We start from the raw sequence: 15,311 nt of genomic DNA, 5'->3' as shown, positions 1-15,311 counted from the left end.
GTCGTTTGGGGGGGCGGGGGCGCGGGGGGGGGGCCCCCCCCCCCCCGGACCGGTGGTGCGGTGGATGCCCCGGATCAGGGGGCGACGGACACCGCCTCGGCCCGCTCGGCGGCCGGCCGGTCCGCGACCACGCGCTCCGCCAGATGCCCGAAGACCAGCCCGAAGGCGGTCCACAGCACCAGCTGGACGGCGAGCGCCGACAGCCGGAACTGCCACAGCAGCGTGGCGGAGAAGTCCGCGGGCACCTCGTTGACGACCGGCAGGAACGCATGGGCGAGCCCGACGGTGACCACGAAGGCGGCGACGGCGGCCACCGTCGCGTACCAGTTGCCCAGCTTCGGAGCCAGCCGCCGGCCGAGGATCGTGGCGGCGACGGCCAGCAGGATGCCGAGCAGCATCATCAGGAAATACAAGGCGGTGCGCTTACCGATGGTGTCGGGGTCACCGACCGACGGCGGATTGGCCGGGTACTTCAGGAACGGCACGACATAACCGGCCACCAGCGCCGCCCCGGAGAGCAGCAGGGCCGTGGCGCGCGCCCCGAACCGGCCGATCCGCCCCAGCGCGAAACAGAAGGCCAGCGCGGCGATCCCGCCCAGCGCCACGCCGTAGACCAGGACGCCGGTGGCGAGGCCGGCCGTGGACTGCAGTCCACGGCTGACCACTTCCATCTCGTGTTCGTGGCTGTGCGCCTCCTCGAAGGCGATGGCCGCGTCGATCCGCGGTTCGCCCAGCACGTAGGCGACGAGGAGCGCGAACCCGCCGGCGGCCAGACCGGCGAGCATGCCGCGCACCAGCAGGGTTCTGACGGTGAGGGAGTTCATGGCTGCGGTCGCCCGGTCAGTGGCAGGGGAAGCCGAGGAGGTGGCGCCCGTCGTGCAGCCATTCGTGGACTTCCGAACCGGACAGCAGCGAGGTGGCGCCCTGCTCCGCGCCGACGAAGTACAGCAGGACCAGCATCAGCACACCGGCGAACAGTGCCCAGGGGGCGATCGTCTTGAGCGGGAGCGGGGCGGGGGTGGCGCCGGCGGCCGGCGGTGCGATGGTCTGAGCCATGGCAGGACCTCCTGTTGGGGGGAACTCGCGTCCCCGGTAAATGGGAGTGCAGAACGACATGCGGGTCTGGCTCGTCCGGTACCGGCCCCTGGCGGGCTGATAAAAAACCGGACATACAGTGGCGCGACCGCGCCGGGATCCCACCGGCTTCCGTCATGCCGTCGTCAAGCACCGGGAAACGTACCGCGATCCGGCCACCTGGCCAAGACCGTACGGGGGGCGGACGGGTGCGGAACGGGGGCGCATCGACCGTCAACTCCCTTGTCGCAGCGGTGAGTTGGAGTCCGAGGAGAAGGAGAGAAGAGAGCATGACAACTCGGGTGATGCTGGTCTCACCGGCCGCGGGTGACGCCCAGCGCGCGGTGCGCTTCGACGACGACTTCCCGCCGCACGCGGCCGGACTGCGGCGGGCCCGGGCCGCCGCGGGCGTGCTGCCGGCCGCCGACCGGGTCTTCACCTCGCCCTCCGTGCGCTGCCGGCGCACCGCGGAGGAACTCGGGCTGCCGGCCGGGCCGGTGCCGGAGCTGGCGGGCTGCGCGATGGGGGAGTGGCGGGGGCGAACCCTGGCGGAGGTGGCCGAAACGGAACCGCTCGCGGTCTCCGCCTGGCTGTCCGATCCGGACTTCGCCGGGCACGGCGGGGAGTCGCTGCGGCAGCTCTGCGACCGGGTCGCGGGCTGGCTGACGCGAGCGGCGCTGGAGGCCGGGCGGGTGGTGGCGGTCGTGGAACCGGACGTGGTGCGGGCCGCGGCGGTGTGTGCGATGAGGGTGCCCGCGGACGTGTTCTGGCGGCTGGACGTGGCGCCGCTGACCGTGACGGAGCTGAGCGGACGGGGCGGCCGCTGGAATCTGGGGCTGGGCCGGGCGCTGGACCGCGGGGCGGGGAGCTGACCGGCGGGAAGCCGGCCGTGCGCCGGGGGGAGGCCGGTCGCGCCCCGGCGAGAAGCTGACCGTACCCCTTCAAAATTCATCGGTCGCTTCATCTACACATAAAGGCGACATAAGCGCAGAATGAATCCGTGGCCCGATGCCACGCGATAACGGCCAGGCTTGCGAGCGAAGGAGGCGAGTCGCATGGCCGACGTCTCACACCCCAGGGGAGATCTCGCAGGTCACCCCGACGCTTCGGAGATGCAGGCCCGATACGAGCGGGTGCTCGGCGGGCGTGATGTGGTACTTGTCGACGGTCCGGTCTTCCTCGTCGGCCTGTACTGCGCCGTCTCGCCGTGGATCGTCCATTACGCGCTGGCGCAGCCGGCCCTCATGGCGCACAACCTCATCGTCGGGATCGCGATCGCCCTGCTGGCGGTCGGCTTCACCACGACCCCGGCGCGGATGTACGGCCTGAGCGGCGCGATGTGCGCGATCGGCGTGTGGATGATCATCGCGCCCTGGATCGTGGGCCGCGGCGCGGACGCGGGCGTCATCTGGAACAACATCGTCATCGGTGCTCTGACGTTCCTGCTGGGCGCCTTGTGCGTCACCGCGGCATCGAGGCGCCGCACCACCGCCACCTGAAGGCGCCTCCCTGAGGTCGCACGAGTGACCGCCGGTCCGCCTGCCCCACCCCGGGCAGGCCGGCCGGCGGCCGTGTGCCACCCCCGGGCCGGCTACCGGCGCCGCCCGCGCCTGCCCGCCGAGGGGCGCCCGCCCTCTCTCGGAAGATCGAGGCGGGCCCCGCCCCGGCCGGCCGAAGCGCCGCGCCCGGATACGTCCCCACCTGCGTTGTCGTGTCCTGCCCGGCCCTGCCCTGCCCGTAACGCCGTTGGCCGCGCCGGCGCTCCCCGGCCGCCGCGGAGGCAGGCATGCGCCAACCGGACAAAGCCGGTTAAATCGATCGTGTGGGGCAGGGGCCTTGGGACCGCCGCCGCCCCGGAGAGGGAGCGCCCCGTGACCGCTGCACCCGTCGATGACCACGAAGACTTCGCCGACGCCGACCGCGGCTTCATCGCCGAGCTCGACCCGCCGCGGATCACCACGGACGACGGCCGGCCGGTCTGGGACGCCACGGCCTACGCATTCCTGGCCCAGAACTGCCCCGACACCGCCCACGAGGGCCTCTGGCGGCAGGGCCGGCTGGTCGGCCGCCAGGGCCTCTACGAGGTCACCGACGGCATCTACCAGGCCCGCGGCCTGGACCTGGCCCATATGACCCTGGTCGAGGGCGACCACGGCGTCATCGTCGTCGATCCGCTGCTGTCCGCCGAGACCGCCGCCGCGGCCCTGGAGCTCTACCGCAAGTACCGCGGCGACCGGCCGGTCACCGGGCTGATCTACACCCACTCGCACGCCGGGCACTTCGGCGGCGCCCGCGGCGTCGTCCCGGCCGGGCACCACCCCGTACCGGTCCTCGCCCCGGCGGGCTTCCTCGCCCACGCGGTCGGCGAGCACCTCTCCGCCGGACCCGCGATGTCCCGCCGCGCCGCCTTCACCTACGGCACCGCGCTGCCGAAGGGACCGGACGGCCAGATCGGCTGCGGGCTGGGCACCACCCGGTCCACCGGCACCCGCACCCTGATCCCGCCGACCGTGGACATCACCCGCACCGGCCAGGAGGAGATCCTCGACGGCGTCCACCTCGTCTTCCAGCTCACCCCGGACGCCGAGGCCCCCGCCGCGATGAACTTCGGCTTCCCCGCCCACCAGGCGCTCTGCCTGGCCGAGAACGCCACCCACACCCTGCACACCGTCCTGCCGCTGTACGGCGGGCCGGTCCGCGACAGCCGGGCCTGGTCCCGCCACCTCGACGAGGCGCTCGTCCTCTTCGGCGACGGAACGGAGGTCGCCTTCGCCTCGCACCACTGGCCGACCTGGGGCAAGGACCGCATCCGGGCCCTGCTCGCCGGCCAGCGCGACCTGTACGCCTATCTGCACGACCAGACCCTGCGGCTGCTCAACGCCGGCTGCACCGCTCCCGAGATCGCCGAGCAGCTGCAGCTGCCCCCGGCCCTCGCCCAGGTCTGGTCCCACCACGGCTACTACGGCTCGGTCAGCGACCACGTCAAGGCCGTCAGCCAGCGCTACCTGGGCTGGTTCGACGGCAACCCCGCCCACCTGTGGGAGCACCCGCCGGCCGAGCAGGCCCGGCGCTACGTCCACGCCCTCGGCGGCGTCGAGGCCACCGTCGACGCCGGCAAGCAGTACGCGGCCGACGGCGATCTGCGGTTCGCCGCGACCCTCCTCAACCACGCCGTCTTCGCCGAACCGGACAACCTGCGCGCCCGCCGCGCACTCGCCCAGGTCTACGAACGCCTGGGCCACGGCGCGGAGAACGCCGTCTGGCGCAACGTCTACCTCACTGGTGCGGGCGAACTGCGCGGCGCCCCCGCCGCCCGGGACGACACCCAGGACGCCACCGCCGCCCCCGACCTCGCCCGGGCGCTCACCGTCGACCAGCTGCTGGACTCGCTGGCCCTGCGCATCGACGGCCCGCGCGCCTGGTCGACCGCGCTCACCCTCGACCTCTACCTCCCCGACGAGGACCGCACCTGGCGGCTGACCCTCTCCAACGGCGCGCTCACCCACCGGTCTTCCCCCGGCGCCCCGGCCCCCTCCGCGGACGGCGTCCCCGACCTCACGCTCACCCTCACCAAGCCCCAGCTCCTCGACCTCCTCACCCCGCACGCCCCCGCCGGGGCCGCCCCGCCCACCGAACCCGGCCCGCTCCGCCGGCTCCTCGCCCTCGTCACCGCCCCGGACCCGGCGTTCCCGGTGGTCACCCCCTGACCCCTGCCGCCGCCGGTGTCCCCGCGTCAACCCCACGCCCCCCGGACCACCACGCCACCCCGCGCCACCCAGGGCGCGGCTGGGGCACACTGGCCCCGTGGCGAGCAGCATTCCCGAGGAATCGACCAGCTTCGTCGGACGGCGGAGCGAACTGCGGCGGATCGGCGACGCGTTGACGGCACATCGGCTGGTCACCCTGACCGGCCCCGGTGGCGTGGGCAAGACCCGGATCGCCGCCAGGGCGGCCAGGGCGGCGGCACCGCGGTTCCCCGACGGGGTCGGCTGGGCCGATCTGTGGCCGTTGCAGGGCGACGGGCTGCTGCTGGCCACCGTCTGCGACGCCGTCGGGCTCGCCGACCACACCGTGCGCACCCCGGCCGCCGCGCTGTGCTCCTGGCTCACCGACAAACGGCTGCTGCTGGTGCTGGATTCCTGCGAACACCTCGTGCCCGCCTGCCGGGACCTGCTCGGTGACCTGCTGACCGCGGCGCCCGGCGTGACCGCACTGGTCACCAGCCGGCAGCCGCTCGGCCTCGACGGCGAACGGGTCACCGAGATCGGCCCGCTGCCCTGCACCGGCGACAACGACGCCCTGGCCCTGCTCACCGACCGGGCCGGCACCGCCGCACCCGGCCTCGTCCTCACCGACCCCGCCCACGCGGCCACCGCGGACGGCATCTGCCGGCGGCTGGAAGGCATTCCGCTCGCCCTGGAGCTGGCCGGCGCGCAGATGGCCACCAGCTCCGTCGAGCGGATCGCGGAGCGGCTGGCCACCCGCTTCGACACCCTCGACACCGCCGGAGGGCTGCCCCTGCCGCCCCGCCACCGCACCCTGCGCTGCGCCATCGGCTGGAGCCACGAACTGTGCACCCCCCTGGAGCGGTTGCTGTGGGCCCGGCTCTCGGTCTTCCGCGGCACCTTCGACACGGAGTCGGCCGGGGCGGTGTGCACCGGCGGACCCCTCACCGCGCCCGAGGTGCGCACCGCCCTGACCGGACTGGCCGCCAAGTCCGTGCTCACCCGCGAGGGCGGCCGCTTCCGCATGCTCGACACCCTGCGCGAGTACGGCCGGATGTGGCTCGGCGAGCTCGGTGAGGCGTCCGCGATCGCCGACCGGCACGCCGCACACTTCGTCGACCACGGCCGCCGCGCCGAAGCCGGCTGGCTGGGCCCCGGACAGGTCGGCTGGTACCGCAGGGTCGCCGACGCGCACGTCGACCTGTGCACCGCACTGGACCACCTGCTGGTCACCGCCCCCGAGCGGGCCCAGGAACTCAGCGCCGCGGTCGGCTTCTTCTGGAGCTGCTGCGGCCATCTGCACGAGGCCCGCGACTACCTCTCCCGCGCCCTCGCCGCCGACGACCGGCCCGGCCGCGCCCGCACCCGGGCGCTGTGGGCGCTCGGCGTCGCCGTACTCCTCCAGGGCGATCTGCCGCAGGCCGAGGCCCTCGGGACGGAATGCGCGCGGGCCGCGAGGACGTCCCGGGACGCCGAGGCGGTGCTGGCGGCCGGCTATCTCCTCGGCCTCACCCACCTGATGGCCGGCCGCTCGATGTCCGCCCTGACCGTCACCGAGCAGGTCCTCGGCCCGCCGCCGGACGCCCCCTTCGACTCGCCGGGCCGGCTGCGCTGCCATCTCGTACGGATCTTCGCGCTCACCGGTCTCGGCAAGCTCGCCGAGGCCCGCGCCGAGGCCACCGCCCTGCGCCGCGGCTGCGTCGAACGCGGCGAGTACTGGACCCGCTCCTACACCGACTACCAGCTCTCCCTGATCTCGCTGTACCAGGGCCGGCCCGAGGAGTCCGCCGGCCACGCCCGGGCGATGCTCGCCGCCAAACAGGGCATCGGCGACAAGTTCGGCATCGCCCTCGGCCTGGACCTGCTCGCCGCCGCACTGGCCGCACAGGGCGCCGGCGCCGCGGCCGCCCGGGTCTACGGCAGCGGCCAGGCCCTCTGGCGCACCGTCGGCCACCCCCAGCGCGGCACCCCGGAACTGCGCGCGGTCCGCGAGGAGTGCGAGCGGCGGGCCCGCGCGGCGATCGGCGACCGGGCGTACGCGGAGGCCTTCCGGGAGGCCAGCGAGGAGCGCCCGGGCACCTCGCTGCCCCGGATCCTGGCCGGCGAACCGTGACCGCCGGGCCCGCGCCCGGTCACGCGGGCGGCTCACCGGCCAGCGCGTACAGCGTCTCGTAGGCGGTGGTGATCATCCGGCAGGTACGGCCGCGCCGGGTGGCCAGCGCCACCAGACCGGTGTGCGTGGCCGGGTGGAACCCGAGGAACGCCTGCTGACCGAAGGTCGCCCCGACGTGGAAGAGCAACGGCCCGCGCGGCGCCGGATGTTGGTACCACGTCAGGGTGTGGGTGTTGCGGCGCCGCCAGCCGCGCCGCAGCAACGGGACCTGGACGTCGCGCAGCGGCCCGGCCAGCGGCGTGCTCTCCGGCGAGAGGTGCGCCTCCAGATACGTGAGCAGATCGCCGGGCGTGGCCCGCACCGACCCGGCGGCCATGAACGCGCCCATGTCGGCACTGGCCACCGGCGTCACCCCGTTGGTCCGGTGCCCGACCGCGTCGGTACCGGTGGCGCCGGGCGCCAGCGTGGTCCCGGACAGTCCCAGCGGGCCCAGCACCCGGCCGGCGAGCAGCGCCGGATAGTCCTCGCCGGCGGCCCGGGACATCGCCGGACCGAGCAGCGCCAGCCCGAAGTTGGAGTACCGCCAGCGGGTGCCCGGCCGGTTCCGGGGCCGGGTGCGGGCGAAGGTCCGCAGCAGCCGCTCGGTGTCGTAGCGGGCGTAGCCGTTGGCGTACGGGTGCAGCAGCGCACCGGCGACCAGGTCGGCCGGGATCCGCGGCAGCCCCGAGGTGTGGGTGGCCAGATGCCGCAGGGTGATCCGGCGCGCCCGCGGATGGCGCAGCGGCAGCTCGGGCAGGTGGGCGACCAGCGGATCGTCCAGTGACAGCACCCCGGACCGGGCCAGATCGGCCAGCAGCAGCACCGTGAACGTCTTGGACAGCGAGCCGAGTTCGTAGCGCAGGGCCTGCCGCGGGGTGGGCGGGGCCAGCGCGGTGCCGCCGGTGACCACGGTCCGCAGGCCGCGCCGGGTCACCGCCAGCACCACGTCCGGCGCGTCGATCCGGGTGACCGCGTCGGCGAGGCGGTCGGCCGGCGGGCCACCGCGTGCCGCGGCCATCAGCGCGTGCCCATCAGCGCGCGCCCATCAGACCGCGGACATGGCCCGGGAGGTGGCCATCGCCGAGGCGAACGCGGCGACCAGGGTGGGGTGGTGCACCAGGTCGAAGACCCGCGCCGGATCGCCCTCCGGCATCCCGCGCTGGATCGGCATCGCGCCGCTGTCGGACTGCGCGGCGGCGTACCGCTCCCACAGCTCCGCGTCCAGCGTGGGCCGCGGCAGACACGCGTCGACGACCAGCAACTCGCCCAGCAGGTCCCAGTGTTCGAGGTCCGCCCAGTCCTCCGTCCAGGCCGGCAGGTACCGCGTGAGGTAGTCCGCGATGTCCGGGGGGATCCGTTCGGGCGCCTCGCCCCAGTTGGTGAGGTGGAAGACGGTGTGGGTCAGGTCGTAGGCGATGTGCAGCTGCACCGTCCACGGCTCGGCCAGCTGCCCCAGCCAGGTGCGCGCCACCGCCTGGTCGAAGTCGCTGCTCGGGGCGAGACCCAGCTTGCGTTCGGCGTTGAGCACCCCGAGGCGCCGGTTGGGCATCATCTCCAGCGCGTTCCAGGTGGCCGTGCGCCGGCACACCGCGATCGCGGCCTCCAGCCCCGGATGCCGGTGACCCAGCTCGTGGAAGGTCGCATAGACCTCCAGCGGTACGGGGGAGAGCGGCTCGTCGTGCTGCAGCCGGGCCAGCACGTTGCCACCGTCCAGCAGCTCCCGCCAGGCGAAGTCCAGCAGCTGCCCGGCCCGGGCCTTCTGCCGGGAACCGGCCACGCCCTCGCGGAACAGCACCTGCATGTTGAGCGCCAGCTCCCCGATGGGCTTGAGCCGTTCGACCACCGCGCCGCCGGAGCGGAAGTCCTCGGGGGTCAGCCGGAAGTGCTCGCGGTGGTCGTCGAGCCAGGACAGGGCCCGGTCGCCGACACCGTGCAGCAGGGCGGGGGACGCGGCCGTCACGGTCACGGGGCACTCTCGCTTTCGCCGGGCGTCCGGCCGCCCACCAGCACCGGATCCCCGCCCCGTGGGCCGGCCTCGGCCTCGTCGGCGGCGATCCGGGCCAGGGTGGCGGCGAACGCGGTCACCAGGGTGGAGTGGTAGCAGGCGGTGAACAGCTCGCCCGGGTCGCCGGAACCGGGCGCCGCGCCCAGCTCCGGCACGCTGCCGTCGGCCGCCTGCGCACCGGCCAGCCGCTGCCAGGCCACCGGATCGTACGGGGCCCGGGGCAGGCACGCGGTCACCGCCAGCAGCTCGCCGACCAGGTCCCACAGCTGCTCCGCCAGCCAGTTCTCCAGCCAGGAGGGCAGCCACAGCCGCAGATAGCCGGCGAGCTCGGGGGACAGCCGCTGCCGGTTGCGCCCCCAGTCGGTCAGATGGAAGACGTCATGGGTGATGCCGTAGGCCGCCTTGCGGTCCAGCGCCCAGGGCTCCGGCAGCCGGCCGAGGCCGGTCAGCGCCAGCACCGAGGCGAAGTCGGCGTGCCGCCGCAGCCCGATCCGCCGCTCGGCGTTGAGCACCCCGAGCGTACGGGTGTGGTCCTCGCGCGCCACCCGCCAGCCGCGCAGCCGCGTGGTGGTCCGCACCAGCTCGTCGGCCTCGGCATGGCGCAGCCCGGCCTGCGCGAACACCCCGTACAGCTCCACCGGGTAGGTGGCGAACGGCTCGCCGCGGATCAGCTCGGCGAACAGTTCCCCGTCCCGGGTCTCGTTCCAGGCGAACGCGAACAGCCCGCGGGCCGTCCGGCGGATCTCCTCCCGCGGGTGCATCGCCCCGATCAGCTGGGTGAGTTCGGCCAGCTCGCCGAGCGGCTTGAGGGTCAGATTGGGGTCGGCGTCGGTCGTCACGTCGGGCGGCAGGCGGAAGAACCCGCGCGCCCCGTCCAGCCACCCGAGGCTCGCCCGGACCAGATGGTCCAGCAGCCCCGGGTCGCCGTGCCCGCCGGTCACCCGCCCCGCCCGTAGAACCGCCGGGCGGCCACCACGTGCAGCGCGACCCGTGGATCGGCGCCGCCCATCTGGTGCACGAACGCCAGCCCGCTGTCCAGCCCCAGGGTCTGCGGCACGTCGGGCAGCCGGGCCAGCCAGCGGCCCACACCGGCCGCCTGCAGCCAGTCGCGGCGGCGGACCGCCCGGACGAACCCCCGGGACAGGTCGTCCGTACGGGCGGCGAGCTGCTCGGCGAGGCCGGGCGCCAGCCCCGGCAGGGCCAGCGCGGCCAGCTGCGACACCCGGTGCGACAGCTTCGGCCAGGGGGAGTCACCGACCCACGCGGTGCCGGCCTCCGGTGCCGGCGGCCACGACCGGCCGTCCCCGGGCAGGAACGCGTGCGCCGCCTCGACCAGGCCGCGGTAGCTCCACACCGACACCTCCGAGGCGCCGTCACCCGGCGGATAGGCCAGCAGCGCCTGCCGCACCACCGCTTCGTCGTCCGCGCCGGCCGGTGCCGTCCGGTGTTCCATGGCGTACGGCGCCAGCGCATCGGCGCCGAGCACCCGTACCGCGGCCGGGGTCAGCGCGTCCTCGTGCCGCAGCATGCCGGACAACGCATAAGGGTCGCCCTCACCCCGCAGGGCGAGGGCGACCCCGGTTGCGGCATCGGCGATCACAGCGCTGAGCGGGACTGCTCCTTGCGTCTGTTCAGCCAACGCTTTCCCCTCAGCGGACGTCGGTCTTGGGCCGGGGGGTGGGCGGCGAGATCAGGAGCAGCGCGGCCAGCAGCAGCGCACCTCCACACTCGCGGGTGTCGCGGAAGACGCCGTCGGCCTCGGCGGGTTCAAGCAGTCCCTCGACCTCGGCGGCCAGGGTGGCCGTCTCGACCGGCGCTGTGCGATCCGTAACCATGCGATCAACTCCTTTGACGAATGGGATACCAGATTCACATCGTGGTTTTTGGGACGCAACGGGAGAGAGTTCGCGAAGAGCGACGAACTTCGCATGCTTGACGTTCGCTCAGAGACCGTTCCGCGCCTCAAACTCCTCGTGGATCATGCGAGTTGGGCGCTGGGCACCGTGTTCCGACGGCGCTGCGCCCCGGGCGCGCCAGGGATGACACGCTCGCACCGACGGCGGATTTCGCTGCTCCGTTCGGATGTCATCGGGCCCCGGGAGGGATGGCCCGGCGGCCACCGGCGGCACGGTGGCCGGGCTGCCCTAGAGTGCGACCGTGCCGACGTACAGCATTGGTCAGGCAGCGGGGCTGCTGGGTGTGAGTTCGGAGACCGTCCGGCGGTGGGCCGACGGCGGTCAGCTGCGGATGGCACGGGACGGCGGGGGGAACCGCGTCATCGACGGGGTCAGCCTGGCCGGGTTCGCCAAGGAGCGGGCCGCCGGACTGCATCCGGTGCCCGGCGAGGTGCTCACCTCCGTGCGGAACTCCTTCGCCGGGATCGTCACCAAGGTGACGATGGACGACGTGATCGCCCAGGTCGAGATCCAGTCCGGGCCGCACCGGCTGGTGTCGGTGGTCAGCCGGGAGGCGGTCGAGGAGCTGGGGATCGAGGTCGGGGTGACCGCCACCGCCCGGGTGAAGTCGACCCATGTGCACATCGACCGGCCCGGCGGACGGGAGTGAGGGGGAGGGGCGCATCCCCTCGGTGGCGCGGTGGGGGCGGCCCGCTCAGCGGCAGAGCAGGGCCGCGTGCAGGTCGAGTTTGTGGTCGAGGCGGGACAGGTCGCGGCCGGTGAGGGTCTCGATGCGCTGGATGCGGTAGTGCACCGTGTTCACGTGCAGGTGCAGCGCCTCGGCCGTCCGTGCCCATGAGCCGTGCTGGGCGAGGAAGACCTCCAGTGTCTCCAGCAGCATCCGGTGCGACGTCGAGCCGGCCCGCGCCAGCGGACCCAGCACCTGGCTGCTGAAGGCCGCACGGACCTCCGCCGGGACCCCGGCCAGCAGCTCGGCCAGCGTGCCGAGGTCCTCGACACCGGCCACCCGGGCACCGTCCGGAGCCCCGGCCCGGGCCGACGCCAGGGCGTAACGGGCCTGCTGGAAGGCGGAGTTGAGGCCGCCCGGGGCCGGTACGGGAGCACTGACCCCGGCGTGCAGCGGCGCCTGCGGGCGGCAGGCGGTGAGCGCCGGCCAGACCTCGGCGAGCGGGGCGGAGTCCTCGGCGTCCGGGGCCGCGTGGACCACGGCGACCGCCTCGCCGCCCGGCAGCCGCCCGGCCGCGAACCGTTCGCCGGGGGAGTGCCGCAGCGCCTCCGCCAGCGCGCTCACCACCCGCCCGCTCTCCTCACCGCCCAGCGCGGCCACCACCACCCGGTACGGCCCGTCGGCCGGCAGCCCGCACGCCCGCAGCGCCGCGTCGAGTGCCGCGCCGTCCGCCGCCCCCGCTTCGGCCGACGCGAGCAGGGCGACCAGCGCGTCCGCGGCCCGCCGCCCGGCCGCCTGCCGCGGCGCGGCACGCCGGCGGTACCGGTCCACGACCTCGGCGATCTCGTGCACCGCCCGCGGCGGGGCGTCGGCCCGGCCGGCCATGTGCAGATGCCAGGTGTCGTACGGGCCGGCGTCCCCGTCGATCCGTACCGTCGGGCCCGCCCCGGCCGCTTCGCGGGCCTTGAGGGCCTGCCGTGCCGTCAGCGGCGGGGCGGCCGGGGTCCGGGCGATCACCCGGCCGGTCGCGGACAGCAGGTAGCAGGGCGGGCCGCCCAGGTGGGCGAAGGCACGGTCCAGCAGCGCGTCCGGGGCGGCGTCCGCGGCCAGCAGCGCGGCCAGTTCGTCACGGACGTTCTCCGGCAGCGCGTAGTGATCCGTCGGGCGCCGACTCAGCTCGCCCCACTGGCGCAGGTACACCGCCTCCGTGACGGCGCGGAAGGTGGTGTGCGCGGGGACCGCGACCAGCACGATGCCGTGGTCGCGGCAGGAGTCGACGAGCACCTCGGGGACCGTGCCGTGGGTCTCCTCGCCCACCAGCAGCGCGGTGGCCCCGGCGGCGTCCAGCGCGGAGACGAACCGGTCGACCTCGGCGCGGCCGTCACCGGGCGTCCACCACACCAGCCCGCTCAGCACCAGCTCGCCCGGCTGCAGGAACCGCGCCGGGTCCGCCAGATCGGTGGCGGTGACCCCGCGGACTTCCCGGTCGAGCAGGGGGCCCTCGCCCCACAGCAGGGTCAGGTCGAGCGAGTCGACCCGCAGGAGATCGTGGACGTGCATGTGCTGGCTCCTCGGTCGGCCGCCGGAGACGAACTCCGGCATCTCACATTCACGAGGCGAAAGTGAGTAATGGCATCGTAAATGCAAGCTGATCAAGCCCCAAGCCCTCTTGGTTGGTCATCCAGTTCCGGCCCGCGGCGATGGTGGTTCTCCGTGCTCCACACCGGTCGTGCCGGGCGGTGCGCCGTTGCTTCCCTCGGCGGCATGGACCTCCACACGGTGCTGGAAGTGCGCGACGCCCGGCAGAGTGCCCCCTGGCGCCCCGGCGATGCCTATTTGGGCGGCGGCACCTATCTCTTCTCCGAACCCCGGCCGTGGCTGCGGCGCCTGGTCGACCTCGGCCGGATGGGCTGGGAGCCGCTCACCCGGCGGCCGGAGGGCGCGCTGAAGATCGCGGCGACCTGCACCATCGCCCGGCTCTCCCGCTTCGCGGCCATCTCGACGCCCCGGAGGCCCCGCTGTTCGAGCAGTGCTGCCGGCGTTCCTCTCCTCGTTCAAGATCTGGAACATGGCGACCGTCGGCGGCAACCTCTGCAACGGACTGCCCGCCGGGCCGATGATCTCGCTCACCGCCGCGCTCGACGGCAGCGCTCTGCTCCGGGCCCAGGACGGCTCACTGCGCCGCACCGAGGTCGCCGATCTCATCACCGGCGCCGGCCACAAGGACCTCGCCGAGGGCGAACTGCTCCGCTCGGTCACCCTGCTGGTGATCCGCGGTCAGCTGCGCCGCCCGCTCGCGCTCACCGTCGCCCAGCTGCGCGCACGGTGGCCGCGGCACCGGGCCGAGGTGGTCTTCGACTGCGCCACCAACGGGCCGCAGCGGCACACCTTCGAAGGGGTGCTGCTGCGGGACGTCCTCGACGCCGCGGGCCCGGCCTTCGACGCGTCCCGGCGCAAGGAGCGCTCCCGCTATCTGCTGGCCGTCAGCGGCGGCGACGGGCACCACACGGTGCTGTCCTGGGCGGAGATCGACGCCGACTTCGGTGACGCCCCGGTCCTGCTCGCCACGGCCCTGGACGGCCGCCCCCTCGACACGGCCGGCAGCCGGCTCGTGGTCCCCTCCGACCGCTGCGGGGCGCGCTACATCAGCGCGATCACCGGCATCTGGGTGGGCCCCTGCGCCCCGCCCGAGCCGTCGTCGTGACGCCCGGGCCGGTGCGGTCAGGCCGCGGCGAGCGCGATCTCGGTGGACTTGACCAACGCGGTCACCTCGGAACCGGCGGCCAGCCCCAGCTCCTCGGCCGCGTCCCGGGTGATCGCGGCGGTCAGCTCACCGCCCCCGACGGCGACCTTCACCCCGGCCATCGCACCGCCGGCCGAGACAGCGGTGACCGTGCCGGGCAGCCGGTTGCGGATGCTCAGCCCGCCGACCTCGCCGGTGGCCAGCGCGACCTCGGTGGACTTGATCAGCGCACGCACCGCCGTGCCCTCCGCCAGGCCCAGTTGTTCGACCGCCTCGCGGGTGACCGCGGCGGTGATCTCCTGCCCGCCGTCCAGCCGGACCCTGACCAGGGCCATGACCTCGCCGGGGGCGACGGAGCGGACGGTCCCGGACAGCTGATTGCGGATGCTCAGACTCATGCCCCACACCCTGCGCGCTGCCGCCCGGCCGCGCATCGCGAGGAATTTCGTCCCTTCCTCCAAGGCGGCTGGCATTTGCTACGGAGATCCTTCCAGCGGATTGCACCTGCGAGGCCGAGCTGCCTATCTTGTCGCACATGCAGTCCTACACGATCGGCCAGGCGGCGCGGCTGCTGGGCGTCAGCCCGGACACCGCCCGCCGGTGGGCGGACGCCGGCAAGGTCGCGACCCATCGCGACGACAGCGGCCGCCGCCTCATCGACGGCCGCGACCTGGCCGCCTTCTCCATCGAGGTGGCACAGACCGGCGCCGGTGAGGACGACACCTCGTACACCTCCGCCCGCAACGCCTTCCCGGGCATCGTCACCGCCGTCAAACTCGGCGATGTCGCCGCCCAGGTCGAGATCCAGGCCGGTCCGCACCGGCTGGTCTCCCTGCTGACCCGGGAAGCGGTGGAGGAACTGGGACTGGAGGTCGGCATGCAGGCCACCGCCCGCGTGAAATCCACCAGCGTGCACATCGACCGCTCCTGAGCCACCCGACCGCACCCGAACCCCCGCGGTGGCGTCCGCCCGCACCACCTGGCCGGCTCCCCACCGTCCACCGCGGCAGCACCACAGCCGGACCGCGC

At 74.3% G+C, this 15,311-nt stretch carries 16 protein-coding genes, 1 pseudogene and 1 riboswitch; of the genes and pseudogenes, 8 read left to right on the top strand and 9 right to left on the bottom strand.

Annotated elements, in window-relative coordinates; all coding sequences use genetic code 11:
- Nucleotides 1-74: 74 nt before the first annotated feature.
- Nucleotides 75-824, bottom strand: a complete 750-nt coding sequence (locus tag ACFV1J_RS22765) for a CbtA family protein (RefSeq protein WP_385860710.1) — start codon at nt 822-824, stop codon at nt 75-77.
- Nucleotides 825-840: 16 nt separating this feature from the next.
- Entirely contained in the window at nt 841-1,056 is a 216-nt protein-coding gene (locus ACFV1J_RS22760) for a CbtB domain-containing protein (protein WP_385860709.1), read from the bottom strand.
- A 41-nt stretch (nt 1,057-1,097) separates the two neighbouring features.
- Nucleotides 1,098-1,253: riboswitch (cobalamin riboswitch) on the bottom strand.
- Between the two features lie 111 nt (nt 1,254-1,364).
- On the opposite strand from ACFV1J_RS22760, the gene ACFV1J_RS22755 reads away from it, so the two are divergent.
- From ACFV1J_RS22755 to ACFV1J_RS22740, 4 genes are all read left to right on the top strand, one after another.
- Nucleotides 1,365-1,946 (top strand): histidine phosphatase family protein, encoded by a 582-nt coding sequence (locus ACFV1J_RS22755; protein ID WP_385860708.1) that lies wholly within the window; start codon nt 1,365-1,367, stop codon nt 1,944-1,946.
- A 183-nt stretch (nt 1,947-2,129) separates the two neighbouring features.
- Nucleotides 2,130-2,573 (top strand): SPW repeat protein, encoded by a 444-nt coding sequence (locus tag ACFV1J_RS22750; protein WP_385860707.1) that lies wholly within the window; start codon nt 2,130-2,132, stop codon nt 2,571-2,573.
- A 372-nt stretch (nt 2,574-2,945) separates the two neighbouring features.
- Complete coding sequence (locus tag ACFV1J_RS22745) at nt 2,946-4,781, top strand: alkyl/aryl-sulfatase (protein WP_385860706.1); 1,836 nt, start codon at nt 2,946-2,948, stop codon at nt 4,779-4,781.
- A gap of 97 nt (nt 4,782-4,878) precedes the next feature.
- Nucleotides 4,879-6,912 carry an ATP-binding protein gene (locus ACFV1J_RS22740; RefSeq protein WP_385860705.1) on the top strand — a complete coding sequence of 678 codons (2,034 nt, stop codon included), beginning with the start codon at nt 4,879-4,881 and terminating at the stop codon, nt 6,910-6,912.
- 19 nt (nt 6,913-6,931) lie between these two features.
- On the opposite strand, the gene ACFV1J_RS22735 is transcribed toward ACFV1J_RS22740, so the two are convergent.
- The 5 genes from ACFV1J_RS22735 to ACFV1J_RS22715 are packed head-to-tail and all read right to left on the bottom strand — an operon-like array spanning nt 6,932 to nt 10,791.
- Complete coding sequence (locus ACFV1J_RS22735) at nt 6,932-7,969, bottom strand: serine hydrolase domain-containing protein (protein WP_385860704.1); 1,038 nt, start codon at nt 7,967-7,969, stop codon at nt 6,932-6,934.
- Nucleotides 7,970-7,996: 27 nt separating this feature from the next.
- A complete protein-coding gene (locus ACFV1J_RS22730) occupies nt 7,997-8,917 on the bottom strand; it encodes a DUF6895 family protein (RefSeq protein ID WP_385860703.1) in 921 nt (306 codons plus the stop codon).
- Nucleotides 8,914-9,897 carry a DUF6895 family protein gene (locus tag ACFV1J_RS22725; RefSeq protein ID WP_385860702.1) on the bottom strand — a complete coding sequence of 328 codons (984 nt, stop codon included), beginning with the start codon at nt 9,895-9,897 and terminating at the stop codon, nt 8,914-8,916. Before ACFV1J_RS22725 ends, ACFV1J_RS22730 begins: the two co-directional genes overlap by 4 nt.
- The gene (locus ACFV1J_RS22720; protein WP_385860718.1) at nt 9,894-10,556 is read right to left on the bottom strand and encodes a hypothetical protein; all 663 of its coding nucleotides are present in this window, start codon (nt 10,554-10,556) and stop codon (nt 9,894-9,896) included. The genes ACFV1J_RS22725 and ACFV1J_RS22720 overlap by 4 nt, the downstream gene beginning before the upstream one ends.
- A 49-nt stretch (nt 10,557-10,605) precedes the next feature.
- A complete protein-coding gene (locus tag ACFV1J_RS22715; RefSeq protein WP_030411128.1) occupies nt 10,606-10,791 on the bottom strand; it encodes a hypothetical protein in 186 nt (61 codons plus the stop codon).
- Nucleotides 10,792-11,113: 322 nt separating this feature from the next.
- Here ACFV1J_RS22715 and ACFV1J_RS22710 point away from each other — a divergent pair, with 322 nt between their 5' ends.
- The gene (locus ACFV1J_RS22710; RefSeq protein ID WP_385860701.1) at nt 11,114-11,521 is read left to right on the top strand and encodes a molybdopterin-binding protein; all 408 of its coding nucleotides are present in this window, start codon (nt 11,114-11,116) and stop codon (nt 11,519-11,521) included.
- Between the two features lie 45 nt (nt 11,522-11,566).
- Here the strand turns inward: ACFV1J_RS22710 and ACFV1J_RS22705 are convergent, their stop codons facing one another.
- The gene (locus ACFV1J_RS22705) at nt 11,567-13,099 is read right to left on the bottom strand and encodes a PucR family transcriptional regulator (protein WP_385860700.1); all 1,533 of its coding nucleotides are present in this window, start codon (nt 13,097-13,099) and stop codon (nt 11,567-11,569) included.
- Nucleotides 13,100-13,303: 204 nt separating this feature from the next.
- Here ACFV1J_RS22705 and ACFV1J_RS22700 point away from each other — a divergent pair.
- Both ACFV1J_RS22700 and ACFV1J_RS22695 read left to right on the top strand, forming a co-directional pair.
- Nucleotides 13,304-13,802, top strand: a pseudogene (locus ACFV1J_RS22700) (FAD binding domain-containing protein); the annotation flags it as partial.
- On the top strand, nt 13,782-14,243 hold the full coding sequence (locus ACFV1J_RS22695) for a molybdopterin-dependent oxidoreductase (protein WP_385860717.1): 462 nt from the start codon (nt 13,782-13,784) through the stop codon (nt 14,241-14,243). The pseudogene ACFV1J_RS22700 and the gene ACFV1J_RS22695, both read left to right, overlap by 21 nt.
- 17 nt (nt 14,244-14,260) lie before the next feature.
- Here the strand turns inward: ACFV1J_RS22695 and ACFV1J_RS22690 are convergent, their stop codons facing one another.
- Nucleotides 14,261-14,680 carry a molybdopterin-binding protein gene (locus ACFV1J_RS22690; RefSeq protein WP_385860716.1) on the bottom strand — a complete coding sequence of 140 codons (420 nt, stop codon included), beginning with the start codon at nt 14,678-14,680 and terminating at the stop codon, nt 14,261-14,263.
- Between the two features lie 137 nt (nt 14,681-14,817).
- On the opposite strand from ACFV1J_RS22690, the gene ACFV1J_RS22685 reads away from it, so the two are divergent.
- Nucleotides 14,818-15,213, top strand: coding sequence for a molybdopterin-binding protein (locus ACFV1J_RS22685; RefSeq protein ID WP_385860699.1), 396 nt, complete (start codon nt 14,818-14,820; stop codon nt 15,211-15,213).
- Nucleotides 15,214-15,311 lie beyond the last annotated feature (98 nt).

The sequence above is a fragment of the Streptomyces sp. NPDC059649 genome (assembly GCF_042734445.1).
GTDB lineage: Bacteria > Actinomycetota > Actinomycetes > Streptomycetales > Streptomycetaceae > Streptomyces.
The sequence above is the reverse complement of the archived record's forward strand: the minus strand, read 5'-3'. Positions and strand labels throughout refer to the sequence as shown.

Coding starts and splice junctions, on each gene's coding strand:
- ACFV1J_RS22765 (WP_385860710.1), bottom strand. CDS start 824: ATGAACTCCCTCACCGTCAGAACCCTGCTGGTGCGCGGCATGCTCGCC.
- ACFV1J_RS22760 (WP_385860709.1), bottom strand. CDS start 1,056: ATGGCTCAGACCATCGCACCGCCGGCCGCCGGCGCCACCCCCGCCCCG.
- ACFV1J_RS22755 (WP_385860708.1), top strand. CDS start 1,365: ATGACAACTCGGGTGATGCTGGTCTCACCGGCCGCGGGTGACGCCCAG.
- ACFV1J_RS22750 (WP_385860707.1), top strand. CDS start 2,130: ATGGCCGACGTCTCACACCCCAGGGGAGATCTCGCAGGTCACCCCGAC.
- ACFV1J_RS22735 (WP_385860704.1), bottom strand. CDS start 7,969: ATGGCCGCGGCACGCGGTGGCCCGCCGGCCGACCGCCTCGCCGACGCG.
- ACFV1J_RS22715 (WP_030411128.1), bottom strand. CDS start 10,791: ATGGTTACGGATCGCACAGCGCCGGTCGAGACGGCCACCCTGGCCGCC.
- ACFV1J_RS22705 (WP_385860700.1), bottom strand. CDS start 13,099: ATGCACGTCCACGATCTCCTGCGGGTCGACTCGCTCGACCTGACCCTG.
- ACFV1J_RS22690 (WP_385860716.1), bottom strand. CDS start 14,680: ATGAGTCTGAGCATCCGCAATCAGCTGTCCGGGACCGTCCGCTCCGTC.
- ACFV1J_RS22685 (WP_385860699.1), top strand. CDS start 14,818: ATGCAGTCCTACACGATCGGCCAGGCGGCGCGGCTGCTGGGCGTCAGC.